General features: G+C 60.3%; 15 protein-coding genes. All 15 read left to right on the top strand.

Going from position 1 to position 19,272, the window contains the following annotated elements; all coding sequences use genetic code 11:
* The gene (gene ftsL / locus ACTG1K_RS00570; protein ID WP_005336166.1) at positions 1 to 315 is read left to right on the top strand and encodes a cell division protein FtsL; all 315 of its coding nucleotides are present in this window, start codon (positions 1 to 3) and stop codon (positions 313 to 315) included.
* Positions 312 to 2,066, top strand: coding sequence for a peptidoglycan glycosyltransferase FtsI (locus tag ACTG1K_RS00565; protein WP_005336163.1), 1,755 nt, complete (start codon positions 312 to 314; stop codon positions 2,064 to 2,066). The genes ftsL and ACTG1K_RS00565 overlap by 4 nt, the downstream gene beginning before the upstream one ends.
* Positions 1,999 to 3,531: a UDP-N-acetylmuramoyl-L-alanyl-D-glutamate--2,6-diaminopimelate ligase gene (gene murE, locus ACTG1K_RS00560; protein WP_440004704.1), complete on the top strand. Its 1,533-nt coding sequence runs from the start codon at positions 1,999 to 2,001 to the stop codon at positions 3,529 to 3,531. The genes ACTG1K_RS00565 and murE overlap by 68 nt, the downstream gene beginning before the upstream one ends.
* Entirely contained in the window at positions 3,528 to 4,883 is a 1,356-nt protein-coding gene (locus ACTG1K_RS00555) for a UDP-N-acetylmuramoyl-tripeptide--D-alanyl-D-alanine ligase (protein WP_440004703.1), read from the top strand. Before murE ends, ACTG1K_RS00555 begins: the two co-directional genes overlap by 4 nt.
* Positions 4,877 to 5,959, top strand: a complete 1,083-nt coding sequence (mraY, locus tag ACTG1K_RS00550; RefSeq protein WP_005355120.1) for a phospho-N-acetylmuramoyl-pentapeptide-transferase — start codon at positions 4,877 to 4,879, stop codon at positions 5,957 to 5,959. The genes ACTG1K_RS00555 and mraY overlap by 7 nt, the downstream gene beginning before the upstream one ends.
* 4 nt (positions 5,960 to 5,963) lie before the next feature.
* On the top strand, positions 5,964 to 7,247 hold the full coding sequence (gene murD, locus ACTG1K_RS00545) for a UDP-N-acetylmuramoyl-L-alanine--D-glutamate ligase (RefSeq protein WP_440004702.1): 1,284 nt from the start codon (positions 5,964 to 5,966) through the stop codon (positions 7,245 to 7,247).
* Entirely contained in the window at positions 7,244 to 8,425 is a 1,182-nt protein-coding gene (gene ftsW, locus ACTG1K_RS00540; protein ID WP_005336154.1) for a cell division protein FtsW, read from the top strand. Before murD ends, ftsW begins: the two co-directional genes overlap by 4 nt.
* The gene (gene murG, locus ACTG1K_RS00535; protein WP_252656290.1) at positions 8,425 to 9,507 is read left to right on the top strand and encodes an undecaprenyldiphospho-muramoylpentapeptide beta-N-acetylglucosaminyltransferase; all 1,083 of its coding nucleotides are present in this window, start codon (positions 8,425 to 8,427) and stop codon (positions 9,505 to 9,507) included. The genes ftsW and murG overlap by 1 nt, the downstream gene beginning before the upstream one ends.
* 111 nt (positions 9,508 to 9,618) lie before the next feature.
* Positions 9,619 to 11,073 carry a UDP-N-acetylmuramate--L-alanine ligase gene (murC, locus tag ACTG1K_RS00530; protein ID WP_252656289.1) on the top strand — a complete coding sequence of 485 codons (1,455 nt, stop codon included), beginning with the start codon at positions 9,619 to 9,621 and terminating at the stop codon, positions 11,071 to 11,073.
* A 97-nt stretch (positions 11,074 to 11,170) separates the two neighbouring features.
* Positions 11,171 to 11,923: a cell division protein FtsQ/DivIB gene (locus tag ACTG1K_RS00525; RefSeq protein WP_005336149.1), complete on the top strand. Its 753-nt coding sequence runs from the start codon at positions 11,171 to 11,173 to the stop codon at positions 11,921 to 11,923.
* Positions 11,904 to 13,163 carry a cell division protein FtsA gene (ftsA, locus tag ACTG1K_RS00520; protein WP_005336148.1) on the top strand — a complete coding sequence of 420 codons (1,260 nt, stop codon included), beginning with the start codon at positions 11,904 to 11,906 and terminating at the stop codon, positions 13,161 to 13,163. Before ACTG1K_RS00525 ends, ftsA begins: the two co-directional genes overlap by 20 nt.
* 39 nt (positions 13,164 to 13,202) lie before the next feature.
* Positions 13,203 to 14,354 carry a cell division protein FtsZ gene (gene ftsZ / locus ACTG1K_RS00515; protein ID WP_005336147.1) on the top strand — a complete coding sequence of 384 codons (1,152 nt, stop codon included), beginning with the start codon at positions 13,203 to 13,205 and terminating at the stop codon, positions 14,352 to 14,354.
* Positions 14,355 to 14,453: 99 nt separating this feature from the next.
* A complete protein-coding gene (gene lpxC / locus ACTG1K_RS00510; protein ID WP_005336146.1) occupies positions 14,454 to 15,377 on the top strand; it encodes a UDP-3-O-acyl-N-acetylglucosamine deacetylase in 924 nt (307 codons plus the stop codon).
* 140 nt (positions 15,378 to 15,517) lie between these two features.
* The gene (locus ACTG1K_RS00505) at positions 15,518 to 16,423 is read left to right on the top strand and encodes a M23 family metallopeptidase (protein WP_005355107.1); all 906 of its coding nucleotides are present in this window, start codon (positions 15,518 to 15,520) and stop codon (positions 16,421 to 16,423) included.
* Between the two features lie 59 nt (positions 16,424 to 16,482).
* Positions 16,483 to 19,203 (top strand): preprotein translocase subunit SecA, encoded by a 2,721-nt coding sequence (secA, locus tag ACTG1K_RS00500; RefSeq protein ID WP_005336144.1) that lies wholly within the window; start codon positions 16,483 to 16,485, stop codon positions 19,201 to 19,203.
* The last annotated feature ends 69 nt before the right edge of the window (positions 19,204 to 19,272 follow it).

Genomic DNA, 19,272 nt, shown 5'->3' with positions numbered 1-19,272 from the left:
ATGAGCGAAGTGCGTGTTCATCTGGCCAAGGAGATCGTTGCCGATCTCTGGCGGCACAAGCTGCAGATTTTTCTGTCGGTCGCCGTGCTGGTGACCGCGTTTGCCGTGATCCTGGTGACCAACATGACCCGTGGTCTGACGGCCAAGCAGAACGATCTGATGGCAGAAGAGGATCGCCTCAATATCGAATGGCGCCACCTGTTGTTGGAACAGGGCACCCTGGCTGAACACTCCCGGGTGGCGAGTCTGGCGATGGACAAGTTGCAGATGGGTCGTCCGCTGGTGACCACCGAGAAGGTAATTACCCAACCATGAAACGCAAGGCTACAGCCAAAGCTGCCAAAGCGAATGTCAAAGCGCCATCGATCTATCCGTGGCGCTTTCGCACGCTTGCGGTGTTTATCGGCATCGCGTTTGTGGGTCTGATCCTGCGTCTGGCCTGGATCCAGGTGATCAATCCGGATCGCCTGCGTCAGGAAGGGGACATGCGCTCCCTGCGTACCACCTCTACCCAGGCAGTGCGCGGCATGATCACCGATCGCAACGGTGAGCAACTGGCAGTATCGGTACCGGTCGAAGCGGTCTGGGCCGATCCCAAGACCGTACACGAATCCGGGGCCATCAATAATGAGCGCGCTTGGCTGGCGCTCTCCGCCGTGCTCAAGCTCGACATCAATACCCTCAAACACCGCATCGCCAACCCCAGCAAGCGCTTCGTCTATCTGCAGCGTCAGGTTACTCCTGCGGTAGCGGAATATATCAAGGGGCTCAAGCTGGGTGGCGTCTACCTGCGCCCCGAAGCACGCCGCTTCTACCCGACCGGCGAGATCAGCGCCCATCTGGTGGGGGTAACCAACATCGATGGCAGCGGTATTGAAGGGATCGAGCGCAGCTACAACGAGTGGTTGACGGCGACACCCGGCGAAATGCGGGTGCGCAAGGATCGTCAGGGGCGCGTCATCGAGCGGCTTGGCATCGTCAAAGAGGGCAAGAACGCCAACGATCTGCAGCTCAGTATCGATCAGCGGGTGCAGGCTCTGGCCTACCGTGCCCTCAAGCGGGCAACCGACGAGAACAAGGCGACCTCCGGCTCCATGGTGATGCTGGATATCAAGACCGGTGAAGTACTCGCCATGGTCAATACCCCCTCCTATAACCCGAACAACCGCGGCCAGTATCAGAGCTTCCGGGTACGCAACCGGGTGGTGACTGATACCTACGAGCCGGGTTCGACCGTCAAGCCATTGATTTTGCTCAGTGCCTTGCAGGCAGGTGTCACCAGCTGGAAAGATTTCATTCCCGGTGGTCCGCTCTTTATCGGTGCCAAGCAGATCAAGGACGTCAGTATCCACAAGGCGACCAACCTCTACGATATCCTGCGTTACTCCTCCAACATTGGTATGTCGCGCATCGCGCTGCGGATGCCGGCGCAGGAGATGATCAACACCCTCAGCATGTTCGGTTTCGGCATGGATACCGGCAGCGGGCTGATGGGCGAGAGTAGCGGCATGTTGCCCCAGCGTCGTCGCTGGTCCGATATCGAGCGGGCAACCCTCTCGTTCGGTTATGGTCTGCGAGTCACCCCGCTGCAACTGGCTTCCGCCTACGCCACCCTGGCTAACAAGGGCAAACGGGTGCCGCTTTCCATCGTCAAGGTGACTACGCCGCCCAAGGGTGAGCAAGTTATTGATCACAACAACGCCGCTGCCATGTTGCAGGCGCTGGAGTATGTGGTCGACAACGCCATTCCAAAAGCCAAGATTCCGGGCTATCGGGTTGGCGGCAAGAGTGGTACCGCCAAGGTCGCCGTCGCCGGTGGCTATGGCAAGGATTACATGGCCTGGTTTGCCGGTTTCGCACCCGCCAGTGATCCCCGTTTCGTCATGGTGGTGGTGATCAACGAGCCAAAAGGCAGCGCCTATTATGGCGGCGCCGTGGCGACCCCACCGTTTGCAGAGGCCATGGGCGGGGTGCTGCAGCTCTTCAATATTCGTCCCGATGCGGTGCCGCCAGCGGTGCCCACCAAACTTGCCCGTACGGAGGCTTCTCTTGTCCCGCGCACTTGATGCATTACTGCGCCCCTTCGGTATCCAGGCGCCGGCGCTCACCTTGACCGATATCCAGCTGGATAGTCGGCGGGTTGGCCCCGGCTCGCTCTTCGTGGCCATTCGCGGTCATCAGGTGGATGGCAGACGGTTTATCGAACAGGCGGTGGCTCAAGGAGCGACCGCTGTTGTGTTTGAGGAGGATGGTGAATTTATCCCACCATCGACTCCGGTTCCCTGTATCGGGATGCGGGATCTGCCCGCTCACCTCTCTGCTCTTGCGGGCTATTTCTACGATCAGCCAGCCCAAAAATTGGATCTGGTCGGGATCACCGGCACCAATGGCAAGAGCACCACGGCGCTGCTGGTCGCCAACTGGCGCACCCTGCTGGGTGGCAAGGCTGGAGTGATGGGCACCATCGGCAACGGCCTGTTTGGCCATCTGATCGAAGCGGAAAACACCACCGGCAGCGCCGTGCAGGTGCAAGCCAATCTGGCTGCGCTGCAAGAACAGGGCGCGGATCTGGTGGCGATGGAGGTCTCCAGCCATGGTCTGGTGCAGCATCGTGTTGCCGCACTGCCGTTTGCCGCTGCCGTTTTCACCAACCTGAGCCGGGATCACCTCGATTATCACGGCACCATGGAAGCCTATGGCGCCGCCAAGGAGCAGCTGTTGCAGCTGGTCGATGAGTCGAATGCGGTGATCAACCGCGATGACGGGCTGGGTGCCAAGTGGCTCGAAAAATACCCGGCAGCGGTGGCGTTCAGCGTTAATAGCCCGATTGAACACCATTCTGGCCGTCAATTAGCGGCGCAGCAGCTCGATTTTCACCAGCAAGGTTTTCGTGCGCAGATTAACTCCAGCTGGGGGAATGGTGTATTATCCGCCCCCTTGCTCGGGCGCTTCAACGTCAGCAATGTGCTGGCCGCGATGGGCGTGATGCTGGTGCTCGGTTACGACTTCAACGAACTGCTGGCTACAGCGCCTCAATTGCAGCCGGTGACCGGTCGCATGGAGTGTTTTGGCGGTGGCGATACGCCGCTGGCGGTGGTCGATTACGCCCACACCCCGGATGCGCTGGAGAAGGCATTGCAGGCCCTGCGGGTGCACTGCACCGGCCAGCTCTGGTGCCTGATTGGTTGTGGTGGCGACCGCGATCGCGGCAAGCGCCCCATGATGGCCGCCATAGCCGAGCAGTATGCGGATCGCGTGATCCTGACCGACGACAATCCCCGTACCGAGGAGCCGGCCCGGATCATGGCCGACATGGTGGCGGGTCTTCGCGATCCTGCTGCGGTGCAGGTGGAGCACGACCGGGTCAAGGCGATTGCGCTGGCCATCGGTCAGGCGAGCAAACAGGACATCATCCTGGTGGCCGGTAAGGGTCACGAGGATTATCAGATCATTGGAACCGACAAGCGGCACTACAGCGACCGGGAAACCGTCGCGGCCGCCTTGCACACATTATTGGAGTCATTCAAATGATGACCCTCAGGCTTGCCGAGCTGGCGCAGGTACTCGATGCCCGTCTGATTGGTGACGACGGCGAGATCACCGTCGTCAGTACCGACACCCGCACTCTGGGCGCGGGTGCCCTGTTCGTTGCCCTGCGCGGCGAGCGCTTCGATGCCCACGATTTTTGCGAGCAGGCTGTTCAGGCAGGGGCCTCTGCCCTGCTGGTCGAGCGTGAACTGCCGCTGGCCATCCCCCAGCTGGTGGTGACCGACACTCTGAAAGGACTGGGCCGCCTCGGCAAACTGGTGCGCGAGCGCATCAACCCGAAAGTGCTGGCCATTACCGGCAGCTGCGGCAAGACCACGGTGAAGGAGATGGCAACCGCCATCCTGCGCAACGAAGGGGAAGTACTGGCCACCGCTGGCAACTTCAACAACGAGGTGGGCGTGCCGCTCACCCTGCTGCGCCTCGAGCCGCAGCACAAGTTTGCGGTGATGGAGCTGGGTGCCAACCATCCGGGCGAGATCGCCTGGACTACCTCGCTGGCCAAACCCGATGCCGCCATCATCAACAACGTGGCGGCGGCCCATCTGGAGGGCTTCGGCTCGCTGGAAGGGGTGTTCCACGCCAAGAGCGAAATCTTTGAGGGGCTGAGCGAAGGCGGCACCGCCATCGTCAATGCCGACAACGAATTCTGGCCGAAGTGGCGGGAACGCGGCATTCAGTGCGCCTTCTCCATCGACGATCAGAGCCAGCCGTTCCACGCGCGCAACCTTGTGCTCAACGAACAAGGCTGCGCCGAGTTCGTGATGGTGACCCCGCAGGGTGAGCTGAGCCTGACTCTGGCTATCCCGGGTCGCCACAACGTGGCCAATGCGTTGGCTGCCGCCGCGGGCTGTCTGGCCCTCGGCGCATCCCTCGCCTGTGTCAAGGCGGGGCTGGAGCAGATGGCACCGGTCAAGGGGCGCTTCTGCGTGCAGCGCTGGGGCGGTCTGACCCTGGTGGATGATACCTACAATGCCAGCGTGGAATCCGTGCTGGCGGGCATCGATGCCCTGACCGCCATGGGCGGCTTCAAGGTGCTGGTGTTTGGTGATATGCGGGAACTGGGTGAGGAGTCTGCCGAGCAACACGCCCGGGTTGGCCGTCATGCCCGCGAGCGCGGTCTGGATGCCGTGCTGACAGTGGGGGAAGAGAGTCGCCACACCGCAGATGCCGCGGTTGGCCGACATTTCGATAACAAGGCGTCGTTGTTTGAAGTGCTTGCACAAATGATAAATACACATCAGGAAATTTCGATTCTGGTCAAGGGGGCACGTGGCTCCCGCATGGAAGATATCGTCGAGATGGTCAAAGGCCATCAGGAGTCAGCCACATGCTAGTCTGGCTGGCCGAACTGCTCACCCCGCACTTCACCTTCTTCAACGTCTTCTCCTACCTGACGTTTCGCGCCATCCTGTCGATCATCACCGGACTGGGGGTTGCCCTCTGGATGGGGCCACGCCTGATCCGTCGCCTGCAGATCCTGAAATTCGGTCAAGTGATCCGCAACGACGGTCCCGAGTCCCACCTCAGCAAGCGGGGCACCCCGACTATGGGTGGCCTGATGATCATTGCTGCGATTTTCACGTCTGTGCTGCTCTGGTGCCGCCTCGACAACCCCTATGTCTGGCTGGTGCTGTTTGTGCTGGGTGCCTATGGCGCCATCGGCTTTGCCGACGACTACCTCAAGGTGGTGCGCAAGAACACCGACGGCCTGATCGCACGCTGGAAGTATTTCTGGCAATCCGCGGTAGCGCTGGCGGTGGCGGTGTTCCTCTATGCGACTGCAACCCATGAGGGGCAAACCCAGCTGGTGGTGCCTTTCCTCAAGGATGTGATGCCGCAGCTTGGCCTGATGTTTATCGTGCTGACCTACTTTGTCATCGTTGGCACCTCCAACGCGGTCAACCTGACCGACGGTCTCGATGGCCTGGCCATCATGCCGACCGTGATGGTGGCGGGGGGCTTTGCCCTGATCGCCTGGGCTACCGGTAACGTCAACTTTGCCAACTACCTGCACATTCCCTACGTGCCCTATACCTCCGAGCTGGTGATCGTCTGTACCGCCATCGTCGGGGCGGGTCTGGGTTTCCTCTGGTTCAACACCTATCCGGCGCAAGTATTCATGGGGGACGTTGGTTCCCTGGCACTGGGCGGCGCGCTCGGTACCATCGCCGTGCTGGTCCGTCAGGAGTTCCTGCTGGTGATCATGGGCGGCGTCTTCGTGATGGAGACCGTCTCGGTGATCCTGCAGGTGGGTTCATACAAACTGCGCGGCGTGCGGATCTTCCGCATGGCGCCGATCCATCACCACTACGAGAAGAAGGGCTGGCCGGAGCCGCGCGTCATCGTGCGCTTCTGGATCATCACCCTCGTGCTGGTACTGCTGGGTCTTGCCACCCTGAAGGTGAGGTAAGGCCATGGTCATCATCATCGGATTGGGCAAAACTGGGCTCTCCTGTGTCGATTACTTCCTCGGCCGTGGCTTGATGCCACTGGTGATGGATACCCGCGCCAACCCGCCCGGCAAGGAGCAACTGCCGCCGGAGGTGGAGCTGATCCACGGGCTCGACGAGGGGCTGCTCAAGCAGGCGCACATGATCGTCGCGAGCCCGGGTATCGCGCTGGCGACCCCCGAACTGAAAGCGGCTGCCGAGTGTGGTGTGCAGATCGTCGGTGATATCGAGCTGTTTGTGCGCGAGACCCAGACTCCGGTCATCGCCATTACCGGCTCCAACGGCAAGAGCACCGTCACTACCCTGGTGGGCGAGATGATTGCCGAAGCCGGCCTCAATGTCGGCGTGGGTGGCAATATCGGCACGCCTGCGCTGGAGCTGCTCAAGCAGCCGATGGATCTCTGCGTGCTGGAGCTCTCCAGCTTCCAGCTGGAAACTACTCACAGTTTGCGTGCTGCCGCCTCCGTGGTGCTGAACCTCTCCGAAGATCACATGGATCGCTATCAGGGCATGGCCGACTATCGCGCCGCCAAGATGGAGATCCATCAGCACTCCAAACACATTCTGGTTAATCGTGACGATGCCCAGACCCTGCCCGATGTGGGTCAGGTGTGGCAGAGCTTTGGTCTCGACTGCAATGGTTATGGCCGTTGCCTTCTGGAAGGCCGCTACTGGCTGACCCTGCACGGTGAACCACTGCTGGCGGTAGACGAGATGAAGATCGTCGGTGCCCACAATCAGGCCAACGCCCTTGCCGCCATGGCGCTGTGCGATGCGGTCGGCATTCCCCGCGCTGCCCAGCTCACCGTGCTGCGTCGTTTCGAGGGCTTGCCCCATCGTGCCCGCTTCGTGCGGGAGGTGAACGGGGTGCGCTGGATCAACGACTCCAAAGCCACCAACGTGGGGGCCACGCTGGCTGCCGTTGCCGGTGTGCGCGAGTCGGTCAAGGGGCGCCTGCTGCTGCTGGCCGGTGGTCAGGGCAAGGGGCAGGATTTTGGCCCGATCCAGGCGCTGTTGGGCAACCAGATCGATCACATGTACTGCTTCGGTCAGGATGCAGAGGTGCTGCTGGCGCTGGGCGAGCAGACCGAACGGGTGGCCGACCTGGCCGCTGCGGTTGCCAAAGCAGCGGCCGATGCCAGGCCCGGTGACTGGGTGCTGCTGGCGCCGGCCTGTGCCAGCCTCGATCAGTTCAAGTCGTTCGAGGTGCGCGGCGATCGCTTCACCGAGATGGTGCTGGCGCTATGAACGCCCTTCGCGCAGCAGCAGGTCTGTTCCAACGCTGGCTGTTACCGGCGCGTCCTGCCGGTCTCTACGATCGGCAGCTGGTACTGCTGGCGCTCTCCCTGATGGCGGTCGGGGTGGTCATCGTGGCCTCGGCGTCGATCCCCGAAGGGATTGCGCTGGGGGATGACCCCTTCATGTTTGTGAAGCGTCACGCCCTGTTTCTGGTGATGGCGCTCGGTATCTCCTGGTTTGTGTTGCAGGTGCCGATGGCGCGCTGGCAACAGCACAACGGCCCCATGCTGCTGCTGGCGATCTTGATGCTGGTGCTGGTGCTGCTGGTGGGCCGCAACGTCAACGGTGCGGTGCGCTGGTTGCCGCTCGGCCCCTTCAACCTGCAGCCTGCCGAGTTTGGCAAGCTGGCGCTGTTTGTCTATCTGGCCGGTTATCTGGTGCGGCGCCAGAGCGAAGTGCGTGAAGCCTGGATCGGCTTCCTGAAACCGCTGGCGGTGTTCGGGGTGCTGGCGGTCTTGCTGCTGTTGCAGCCGGACCTGGGTTCTACCGTGGTGATGTTCGTTACCTCGTTCGGCATGCTGTTTCTGGCCGGTGCCCGACTGGGACAGTTTTTGACCCTGATCGGCGCAGGCCTCGGCTCTGTGGTGATGCTGATTATCGTCGAGCCCTACCGGATGCGGCGAGTGACCTCCTTTATGGATCCTTGGGCCGATCCGTTCGGCAGCGGCTACCAGTTGACCCAGTCGCTGATGGCGTTTGGTCGTGGCAGCTGGTTTGGCGAAGGGCTTGGCAACTCGATCCAGAAGATGGAGTACCTGCCGGAAGCGCACACAGACTTCGTGTTTGCGATCCTCGGTGAAGAGCTGGGTTACGTCGGGGTGTTGGGCGCCCTGTTCCTGATTTTTGCGCTGGCGGTCAAGGCGCTCAAGCTTGGGCATCGCGCGCTGGTGGCCGAGCGGCTCTATGACGGTTATCTGGCCATCGGCATAGGCATCTGGTTCAGCTTCCAGACCTTCGTTAACGTCGGTGCGGCCAGCGGCATGATGCCAACCAAGGGCTTGACCCTGCCGCTGGTGAGTTACGGTGGTTCCAGTCTCATCATCATGTCGGTGGCGGTGAGCATGTTGATTCGAATCGATTTTGAGTTGCGTCAGGCGACAGCCCAGGCGCGCGTGCGGGAGGTTTAGTGAGCAAGACTCTGTTGGTGATGGCGGGTGGTACCGGTGGGCATGTGTTCCCCGGTCTGGCCGTGGCCGATCGCCTGAAGGCCCAGGGCTGGACTGTCCACTGGCTCGGCACTGCCGACCGGATGGAGGCGGAGCTGGTGCCCGCCCACGGTTATCCCATCTCCTTCATCGATATTCAGGGAGTGCGTGGCAACGGCATCAAGCGACTGCTGGTGGCGCCCTATCGCATCGTCAAATCGATCCTGCAGGCGCGTCAGGTGCTCAAGACCGTTCGTCCTGATGTGGTGCTCGGCATGGGCGGTTTTGCTTCCGGCCCGGGTGGCGTGGCGGCCTGGTTCTCCGGCATTCCGCTGCTGCTCCATGAGCAGAATGCTGCTGCCGGCATGACCAACAAGTTGCTGGCCCGTATCGCCAAGCGGGTGTTGATGGCATTTCCGGGCGCCTTCGCGCCGAGCCGTCGTACCGCCGTGGTCGGTAATCCGGTGCGTCCCGAAGTGGTCGCCCTGCCGGATCCGCAACTGCGCAGCGGGGATGAGCCACTGCATCTGCTGATCGTGGGTGGCAGTCTGGGAGCGCGGGTGCTCAACGAGCAGGTACCTGCTGCGGTGGCGGCATCCGGCGTGCCCATTGAAGTGCGTCACCAGTGTGGCAAGGGCAATGCCGAGGCTGTCTCTGCTGCCTATGCCCAGCACGGCATCAATGCCGAGGTGAGCGAATTTATCAAGGATATGGCCAGCGCCTACGCCTGGGCCGACCTGGTGGTCTGCCGTGCCGGTGCGCTGACTGTTTCCGAAGTGGCTGCCGCCGGTGTGGCCGCCATTTTCGTGCCGCTGCCCCATGCGGTGGATGATCACCAGACCCGTAATGCCCTGACCCTGGTCGACGGCGGTGCGGCCGAGTTTCTGCCCCAGTCCGAGCTGAATACCGCTTCACTGGCGGCACGCCTGACCTGGCTGGCTGGTCGCCGGGAGACCCTGTTTAACATGGCGAAAGCGGCTCGTCGCGTCGCCATTACCGATGCGGCTGAGCGGGTTGCGGATGAGTGCAAACAGCTTGCAACCGGGCAGCGTGGTAAAGATTGATGAGCAAGGTTGCAGCGGTGACACCGGGCAGCCTTGTACCTGTATGTATTGATGCCGCCGTGCAGCCGCGCTTTGACGGCACACGGCCTGCGGCAGACTAAAGAGACGATTATGACCAAGGTTGAACTGGCAAAACTGCGTACTGTGATCCCCGAAATGCGCCGCGTGCGTCGCATCCACTTTATCGGCATCGGTGGTGCCGGTATGGGCGGGATCGCCGAAGTGCTTGCCAACGAAGGGTATCAGGTAACGGGTTCTGATCTGGCTCGCAACGCCGTAACCGAGCGGTTGGCCGGACTGGGTGCTCACATCTTTGTCGGCCACAGTGCCGAACACGTTGAGGGTGCCAGCGTGGTGGTGGTCTCTACCGCCATCAAGCAGGACAACCCGGAGCTGCTGGCTGCCCGTGAACTGCGGATCCCGGTGGTGCGCCGCGCCGAGATGCTGGCTGAGCTGATGCGTTTCCGTCACGGCATCGCCATTGCCGGTACCCACGGCAAGACCACCACCACCAGTTTGGTGGCGAGCATCTATGCCGAAGCCGACCGCGACCCGACCTTCGTCATCGGTGGCCTGCTCAACAGTGCCGGTACCAATGCCCGCCTGGGCAGCAGCCGCTACCTGATCGCTGAGGCGGACGAGAGCGACGCCTCTTTCCTGCATCTGCAGCCGATGGTCTCTATCGTGACCAACATCGAAGCGGATCACATGGATACCTACGGCGGTGATTTCTCCAAGCTGAAGGCCACCTTCATCGAGTTTCTGCACAACCTGCCCTTCTACGGACTGGCGGTGGTCTGCATCGATGATCCGGTGATCCGTGGCATGTTGCCCGAGATTGCCCGCCCGACCCTGACCTACGGTCTCTCTGATGATGCCGACGTGCAGGTGCTGGATTTTGTCCAGACCACCAACCACAGCTGCTTCCGTGTTCGCCGCAAAGAGGCCGGTGAGCTGCAGGTGACCCTCAATTTGCCGGGTATTCACAACGCATTGAACGCCGCAGCGGCGATAGCTGTCGCGACAGAGGACGGTGTCAGCGATGAGGCCATCATCTCTGCTTTGGCCAAATTTGAAGGGGTCGGTCGTCGCTTCCAGCAGTATGGCGAGTTTGACACTGGTCGCGGCAAGGCGATGCTGGTGGACGATTACGGTCACCACCCGAGCGAAGTGAAGGTCACCATCAATGCCGCCCGTGCCGGTTGGCCCGAGAAGCGTCTGGTGATGGTCTTCCAGCCGCACCGTTATACCCGCACCCGCGACCTCTACGAGGACTTCGCCGATGTGCTCTCCAAGGTAGACGTGCTGGTGATGCTGGAGGTTTATGCTGCCGGTGAGGAGCCGATCCCGGGCGCTGATGGACGGGCACTGTGCCGCTCCATTCGCTCGCGTGGCAACCTGGAACCCATCTTCGTCGCCACGCCAGATGACGTGCCAGCCGTGCTGGCCGACCTGATCGGCGAGGGGGATTTGGTGCTGACTCAAGGCGCCGGGAACGTCGGGGCACTGGCCCGTCGTCTCGGAGAGATGAAATTGAGCATAGATAGCATGAAATCTGGCGCCTGAGGGCCCAATGAGTATTTTGACCGCCAAGCCGGGGCCTATATAATGGCGAACCGGTCTGTCAAAGGCCGGTTTAGCGCGTTACACGGGGATCGATCGGGTGGAGGCAAGGGCACAGGGGCGCACCAAGGGTGGCTTCATCGCAGGGGTAGCGTTTTTCCTGCTGGTGATATGGGGCTGCTACCGGACGGCGCTGGATGTTAAAGGTTGGCTGACAGATGCCAACCGGTTGCCCATGAGCGAGCTGTTGCTGCAGGGGCAACACCAGTATTTGCAAACCGAAGAGCTGCGGATGGCCGTGCTGGATGGCGCAGAGCTGCGTAACTTCTTCGAATTGGACGTCAACGAATTGCAGGCAAGGCTCAATGCCTTGCCATGGGTGGCCTCGGTCTCGGTACGAAAGAAGTGGCCGAACAAGATCAAGATCTACCTCACGGAACAAGATGTGGCGGCGCGCTGGAATGGCAACCGCTTCGTCAACACCAAGGGCAAGGTATTCAGTGCCCCGGATCGGGTCAAGACGCCGCTGTTGCAGCTGTCAGGGCCGGATGACCAGGCCGCCCGGGTGTTGAAAGAGAGTCGGCAGTACGAGTCGCAACTGGCTGCCAAGGGATACAAGTTGCTGGGGGTGAATCTGACCCCCCGCCATGCCTGGGAACTGACCCTGGATGGCAATATCAAGCTGTTCCTGGGACGCAATGACATTGCGCTCCGGCTGCAGCGGTTTATCGATGCCTTCCCGGTTATCGAACCCCGTGCGCAAGTCGCCTACGTGGATCTTCGATACGACACCGGAATGGCAGTTGGCTGGAAGAAGAGCGAAGAGAAAGTGCATGACCAACACCGCAGATAGGAATTTGATTGTCGGACTGGATATCGGCACAACCAAGGTGGCGGTTCTGGTCGGGGAAGTATTGCCGGACGGTGAACTGAACGTCATCGGTATGGGCAGTCACGCTTCTCGCGGAATGGAGAAGGGCGGGGTCAATGACCTCGACTCCGTGGTCAAGTCACTGCGCCGCGCGGTGGAAGAGGCCGAGATGATGGCAGATTGCCAGATCAGCTCGGTCTATCTGGGGTTGTCCGGCAAGCATATTGATTGCCGCAACGAGACCGGTATGGTGCCCATCTCCGATGAAGAGGTGACCCAGGAGGATGTGGACAACGTGATCCACACCGCCAAGTCGGTTCGCCTCTCCGACGAGCTGCGCGTGCTGCATGTGCTGCCTCAGGAGTTTGCCATCGATTATCAGGAAGGGATCAAGAATCCGGTCGGCCTCTCCGGTGTACGGATGGCTGCCAAGGTTCACCTGATCACCTGCCACAACGACATGGCCCGCAACATCGAGAAATGTGTGGAGAAGGTTGGTTTGCGCGTGGATCAACTGATCTTCTCCGCGCTGGCCTCCAGCTATGCGGTGTTGACCGAAGATGAGAAAGAGCTGGGTGTCTGCGTGGTGGACATCGGTGGCGGCACCATGGACATGTCGCTGTTTACCGGCGGTGCCCTGCGCCACACCAAGGTGATCCCGTATGCTGGCAGCACTGTGACCAGCGACATCGCCTACGCCTTTGGCACGCCGCCGCTCGACGCGGAAGCGATCAAGGTGCGCTACGGTTGCGCCCTCGGCCGTCTGGTCAGCAAGGAAGACAATATTGAAGTACCCAGTGTCGGCGGTCGCCCGGCGCGCAGCCTGCAACGGCAGACACTGGCTGAAGTGATTGAGCCCCGTTACACCGAGTTGCTCTCCATGGTGAATGATGAGCTGGTGCGGGTACAAAGCGAGTTGAAAGCGCAGGGGGTCAAGCATCAGCTGGCAGCCGGTGTGGTCTTGACCGGCGGCGCTGCCCAGATTGAAGGCATTGTGGAGTGTGCAGAGCAGATCTTCCAGAGCCAGGTCCGGGTGGGAGAGCCCATGAACATACGTGGTTTGAGTGATTACGTGCAGGCACCGGTGTACTCGACTGCGGTCGGGTTGCTGCAATATGGCCGCACCCATCAAGCCACAGGTAGCAACAAAGAATATGCCGCCAAGGCAAGCGTCGGTGGCCTGGTCAAACGGGTTAGCAACTGGCTGCGTGGCGAGTTCTAAGAATTTTGCTGAGTCAGGCAAATAAAGCGGAGAGACAACATGTTTGAATTTATGGATAGCCACACTGACGAAGCCGTCATTAAAGTGATCGGTGTAGGTGGCGGCGGCGGTAACGCTGTCGAGCACATGGTTCGTCAAAATATTGAGGGTGTTGAGTTTATTACCGTCAACACCGACGCCCAGGCACTGCGTAACTCCAGCGCCAACACTACCCTGCAGATCGGCGGTGGCATCACCAAGGGTCTGGGTGCCGGCGCCAATCCGGAAGTGGGTCGTGATGCGGCCATGGAAGATCGCGAAGCACTGCGTGAGCTGCTGACCGGTTCCGACATGGTGTTCATCGCCGCCGGTATGGGTGGTGGTACCGGTACCGGTGCTGCGCCGATCGTGGCCGAAGTGGCACGCGAGATGGGCATCCTGACCGTTGCTGTGGTGACCAAGCCGTTCTCCTTTGAAGGGAAGAAGCGGATGGGCTTCGCCGCGCACGGCATTGAGGAGCTCTCCAAGAACGTCGACTCCCTGATCACCATCCCCAACGACAAGTTGCTGAAGGTGCTGGGTCGCGGTATCTCCCTGCTGGATGCCTTCAAGGCGGCCAACGATGTACTGCTTGGCGCGGTACAGGGCATTGCCGAGCTGATCACCCGCCCGGGCTTGATCAACGTCGACTTCGCGGACGTACGTACCGTAATGCGTGAAATGGGTACTGCCATGATGGGTACCGGTTCCGCCTCCGGTGATGACCGAGCTGAAGAAGCGGCCGAGAAAGCCATCTCCAGCCCGCTGCTGGAAGATGTGGATCTGGCCGGTGCCCGTGGCATCCTGGTCAACATCACCGCCGGTATGGACATGACCATCGAAGAGTTCGAAACCGTGGGTAACGCGGTCAAGGCCTTCGCTTCCGAGAACGCCACTGTAGTAGTGGGTACCGTAATCGATCCGGAAATGCACGACGAACTGCGTGTGACTGTGGTTGCTACCGGTATCGGTGCCGAGCGCAAGCCGGACATCACTTTGGTCAAGAGCAGCCAGGTGCAAGAGCGCCCGGTGCGTCAGCCGCTGGTTAGCGACATGATGCAAGGCCGCGTGATGGACGAAGCCCCGGCCAAGGTGGTCAACGCCGAGCCGCAAGCTCGTCGTGAACCGGATTACCTGGATATTCCGGCGTTCCTGCGCAAGCAAGCTGACTAAGCCTCTTATGGCTCTTGTTTGTTTGTTGTTCAAGGAATGTGCTAAGATGGCCTGCCAACGACCATCTGGTCCGGATTTTAAGCTGTTTAGGGTACACCCATGATTAGACAAAGAACCTTGAAAACGAGTGTACAGGCGACTGGTGTCGGCCTGCATTCGGGCCGGAAAGTCACCATGACGTTCCGTCCGGCGCCTGTGAACACAGGGATCGTTTACTTGCGTACCGACCTGAATCCTGTGGTGGAGCTGCCAGCCAATGCCGATCAGGTGCGCGATACCGTGCTCTGTACAGCTCTGGTCAACGAAGCCGGTGTCCGTGTCTCTACCATTGAGCACCTCTCTGCCGCGCTGGCCGGGATGGGGATCGATAACCTCTACGTTGAGGTCGACGCGCCCGAGATCCCGGTGATGGACGGCAGTGCGCATCCCTTTATCTACCTGCTGCAGGAAGTCGGGATCCGTGAGCAGAATGCTGCCAAGCAGTTTGTGCGGATCAAGAAGAGTATCCGGGTTGAAGACGGCGACAAGTGGGCGGAATTCCACCCTTATCGCAACGGCTTCAAGATGGATCTCGAGATCGATTTCCAGCATCCGGTCTTTGAAGGGCGCAATCAGCGTTGCGTACTGGACTTCTCCGGTGCCTCCTTCGTGAAAGAGATCAGCCGTGCCCGTACCTTCGGGTTCATGCGTGATATCGAGTACCTGCGTTCCCAGAACCTGGCGCTGGGCGGAAGCCTGGAAAACGCCGTGGTACTGGACGACTATCGGGTGCTGAACGAAGACGGTTTGCGTTACGAGGACGAGTTCGTCAAGCACAAGATGCTGGACGCGATCGGTGACCTCTATATGTGTAACCGCAGCATCATTGGTGAGTTCCGTGCCTACAAGACCGGACATGCCCTGAACAACAAGCTGCTGCGTGCCTTGCTGGCCGAGCAGGAGGCTTGGGAACTGGTGACCTTCGAGGGTGAGGGCGACAAAGCGCCTATCGCTTACTACGATAACGGTCTGGTTCTGGCCTGATAGCTGTGCAACGGAACGTCGGTCCTCTCTCCGCACCGACGTTCCGTCATTTGTTTACTCCATCCTTTAATACCGATTATCTCCCGGTTTTATTTCCCGTGCAGGCTCTTGGCCGCACCTGACCGAGCAGACTGATTTCTATGAGCATTACCCTGATCCTCCACGGCAAGCAGCGACGCAAGTTGCACCTGCCCAAACAACGTCTGGCCTGGGTCGGCGGTATTCTCTTCTCCCTGTTGGCCCTTGGTGGTGGTTGGCTCTGGCAGAGCTGGCACCAGAAAATGGAGGCGCTGGAAGTGGCGCTTGCCGTTGCCGAGCAACAGTCCGTCGACCAGAGTGGTGACGAAGCCCGTGAACAGTTGGCAATGCTGGCTGCTCAGGTGGGCACCATGCAGGGCCAGCTTGGCCGTCTCAATGCCCTCGGCGAACGATTGACCGAGCAGGCCGATCTCGATCCCGACGAGTTCAATTTCAAAGAGCTGCCCCCCATGGGCGGCCCTTCCTATGATGAAGAGCTGGAAGTGAGCCTCAACGAGCTGCAAGCCTCGATGAAGCACCTCAGCCAGCAGCTCAGCAGCCGTGAAGAGCAGCTGTCGGTACTTGAATCTTTCATCATGAATCACCATATCACCGATGCCGGTTTTATTTCCGGCACGCCAGTCAAACAGGAGCGAGTTTGGGTCTCGTCCGGGTTTGGTGGGCGGGTCGATCCGTTCAACGGGCGTGCCAAGATGCACAAAGGGGTCGATTTCCGTGGCAAACCCGGAACCCCGATTCTGGCCACCGGGCCCGGCATTGTCAGCTGGGCGGGCCGTCATCCGGAATTTGGCAATATGGTGGAGATTAATCACGGCAATGGCCTGGTCACCCGCTATGCCCACAACTCCAAGTTGCTGGTCGAGGTGGGCACCCTGGTTGATCAGGGTCAGAAGATTGCCTTGATGGGACGCACCGGTCGCGCGACCGGGGTCCATCTGCATTACGAAGTGTTGAAAGATGGTCGTCAGGTCAACCCCGCACGCTTTCTCAGTGCCAGACGGGGTTAGGTTTTTTTCTTCAGGTTCCAGTGACGGAACGCTTTTATAACCAGAAATAGTTGGTACCCATGATTAGCACACTGCTTACCAAGATTATCGGCAGCCGGAACGACAGAACGCTCAAGGCTTTGCGCAAAATTGTAAAACAGATCAATGCCATGGAGCCGCAGTTCGAGGCTCTCTCCGATGCCGAGTTGCAGGCCAAAACGGCTGAATATCGTCAGCGTATCGAGCAGGGTGAGACCCTGGAGCAGTTGCTCCCGGAAGCGTTCGCGACCGTGCGTGAAGCCTCCAAGCGGGTGTTCGGCATGCGTCACTTCGACGTGCAGCTGATCGGCGGCATGGTGCTGAACTCCAACCGCATCGCGGAAATGAAAACCGGTGAAGGTAAGACCCTGACCGCAACCCTGCCAGCTTACCTGAACGCCCTGAGCGGCCGTGGCGTCCACGTGGTGACGGTGAACGACTACCTGGCCAAGCGTGATGCGGAAGCGAACCGTCCGCTGTTCGCCTTCCTCGGCATGACTGTCGATTGCAACGTGCCCGGTATGGACGCATCCCAGAAGCGTGACGCCTACGCCGCCGACATCACCTACGGTACCAACAACGAATTCGGTTTCGACTACCTGCGCGACAACATGGCGTTCTCGCCGGAGCAGCGCGTACAGCGCCCGCTCAACTACGCGCTGGTGGATGAGGTGGACTCGGTGCTTATCGATGAAGCCCGGACTCCGCTCATCATCTCCGGTCCGGCCGAAGACAGCTCAGAGCTCTATATTCGCGTCAACAAGCTGATCCCGCTGCTGGTCAAGCAGGACAAGGAAGACACCGAAGAGTACACCGGCGACGGTCACTACACGGTGGACGAGAAGAACCGTCAGGCCCTGCTGACCGAAAACGGTCAGATCTTCGTGGAAGAGCTGCTCAAGAAAGAGGGGCTGCTGGACGAGAACGACTCCCTGTTCTCCGCCTCCAACATCAGCCTGCTGCATCACGTCAATGCGGGTTTGCGTGCTCACACCCTGTTCGAGCGCAACGTGGACTATATCGTCCAGAAAGACGAGATCGTCATCGTCGACGAGCACACTGGCCGTACCATGCCGGGTCGTCGCTGGTCCGATGGTCTGCATCAGGCCGTTGAAGCGAAGGAAGGGGTGAAGATCCAGAACGAGAACCAGACGCTGGCCTCCATCACCTTCCAGAACTACTTCCGTCTCTACAACAAGCTGGCGGGGATGACAGGTACTGCAGATACCGAAGCCTTTGAATTCCAGCAGATTTATGGCCTGGATACTGTGGTTATCCCGACCAACAAGCCAATGGTGCGCAAGGACATGGGCGATCTGGTTTACCTGACCGCCAATGAGAAGTATGCCGCCATCATCGAAGATATCCGTCAGTGCGTGGCCAAGGGCCAGCCTGTACTGGTCGGTACTGTCTCTATCGAGAACTCCGAGCTGCTCTCCGGCATCCTGACCAAAGAGAAGATCCCGCACAAGGTGCTGAACGCCAAGTTCCACGCCATGGAAGCGGAGATCGTCGCCCAGGCCGGTCAGACTGGCGCGGTGACCATCGCGACCAACATGGCCGGTCGTGGTACCGACATCGTGTTGGGCGGCAACTGGCAGGCAGAGATTGCCAAGCTGGAGAACCCGACCAGCGAGCAGATTGCCGAGCTGAAAGCCGCCTGGCAGGTGCGTCACGATGCGGTGCTGGCCGCTGGTGGTCTGCACATTATCGGCACCGAGCGTCACGAATCCCGTCGTATCGACAACCAGCTGCGCGGCCGTTCCGGTCGTCAGGGTGACCCGGGCTCCTCCCGTTTCTACCTCTCTATGGAAGATACCCTGATGCGTATCTTCGCCTCCGATCGCGTGACCGGCATGATGAAGAAGCTGGGCATGGAAGAGGGCGAAGCCATCGAGCACCCGTGGGTCACCAAGGCGATCGAAAACGCCCAGCGCAAGGTGGAAGGTCGCAACTTCGACATCCGCAAGAGCTTGCTGGAGTTTGATGACGTTGCCAACGATCAGCGCAAGGTGGTCTACGAGCAGCGCAACGAGCTGCTGGATACCAACGACATCTCCGAGACCATTCACGTTATCCGTGACGACGTCTACGGCGCGGTGATCGACGAGTACATCCCGCCCCAGTCTCTGGAAGAGATGTGGGATGTGCCGGGTCTGGAAGCGCGCCTGAAGGCCGACTTCGCGCTGGATCTGCCGCTGCAGCAGTGGCTGGCGGAAGACGACAAGCTGTATGAAGAGAAGCTGCGCGAGCGCATTCTGGACGAAGCCACCAAGCTCTATGCCCACAAGGAAGAGCTGGTCGGCAAAGAGGTGCTGCGCAACTTCGAGAAAGCGGTGATGCTGCAAACTCTGGATGGTCTGTGGAAAGAGCATCTGGCGGCCATGGATCACCTGCGTCAGGGCATCCATCTGCGCGGTTATGCCCAGAAGAACCCCAAGCAGGAGTACAAGCGCGAATCCTTCGATCTGTTCACCCAGATGCTGGAAACCCTCAAGCGCGACGTGGTCAGCATCCTGAGCCGTGTTCAGGTGCAGGAGCGTGATGTGGAAGCGATGGAAGAGCAGCAGCGCCAGCAGGCGGAAGCCGCTCCCCGTACCTATACCCACGCCGCTGCCGAGAGCCAGCTGGCCGATGAACAGGCCGCAGGCGAAGAGGGGCACACCACCTTCGTGCGCGACGAGCAGAAGGTCGGTCGCAACGATCCCTGCCCGTGCGGCTCCGGCAAGAAGTACAAGCACTGCCACGGTCAGTTGACCTGATCGACGCTATGCCATAACAGGCGGGCCAAGAGCCCGCCTTGTTATTGGTGGCAACAAGCGAACAGAGGT

The sequence above is a fragment of the Aeromonas sp. 102P genome, from assembly GCF_051920345.1.
Classification (GTDB): Bacteria; Pseudomonadota; Gammaproteobacteria; order Enterobacterales; family Aeromonadaceae; genus Aeromonas; species Aeromonas veronii.
Note: the sequence above shows the minus strand (reverse complement) of the source record. Positions and strands in the feature narration are given on the sequence as shown.

Coding starts and splice junctions, on each gene's coding strand:
- ftsL (WP_005336166.1), top strand. CDS start 1: ATGAGCGAAGTGCGTGTTCATCTGGCCAAGGAGATCGTTGCCGATCTC.
- ACTG1K_RS00565 (WP_005336163.1), top strand. CDS start 312: ATGAAACGCAAGGCTACAGCCAAAGCTGCCAAAGCGAATGTCAAAGCG.
- murE (WP_440004704.1), top strand. CDS start 1,999: ATGCGGTGCCGCCAGCGGTGCCCACCAAACTTGCCCGTACGGAGGCTT.
- ACTG1K_RS00555 (WP_440004703.1), top strand. CDS start 3,528: ATGATGACCCTCAGGCTTGCCGAGCTGGCGCAGGTACTCGATGCCCGT.
- mraY (WP_005355120.1), top strand. CDS start 4,877: ATGCTAGTCTGGCTGGCCGAACTGCTCACCCCGCACTTCACCTTCTTC.
- murD (WP_440004702.1), top strand. CDS start 5,964: ATGGTCATCATCATCGGATTGGGCAAAACTGGGCTCTCCTGTGTCGAT.
- ftsW (WP_005336154.1), top strand. CDS start 7,244: ATGAACGCCCTTCGCGCAGCAGCAGGTCTGTTCCAACGCTGGCTGTTA.
- murC (WP_252656289.1), top strand. CDS start 9,619: ATGACCAAGGTTGAACTGGCAAAACTGCGTACTGTGATCCCCGAAATG.
- ftsA (WP_005336148.1), top strand. CDS start 11,904: ATGACCAACACCGCAGATAGGAATTTGATTGTCGGACTGGATATCGGC.
- ftsZ (WP_005336147.1), top strand. CDS start 13,203: ATGTTTGAATTTATGGATAGCCACACTGACGAAGCCGTCATTAAAGTG.
- lpxC (WP_005336146.1), top strand. CDS start 14,454: ATGATTAGACAAAGAACCTTGAAAACGAGTGTACAGGCGACTGGTGTC.
- ACTG1K_RS00505 (WP_005355107.1), top strand. CDS start 15,518: ATGAGCATTACCCTGATCCTCCACGGCAAGCAGCGACGCAAGTTGCAC.
- secA (WP_005336144.1), top strand. CDS start 16,483: ATGATTAGCACACTGCTTACCAAGATTATCGGCAGCCGGAACGACAGA.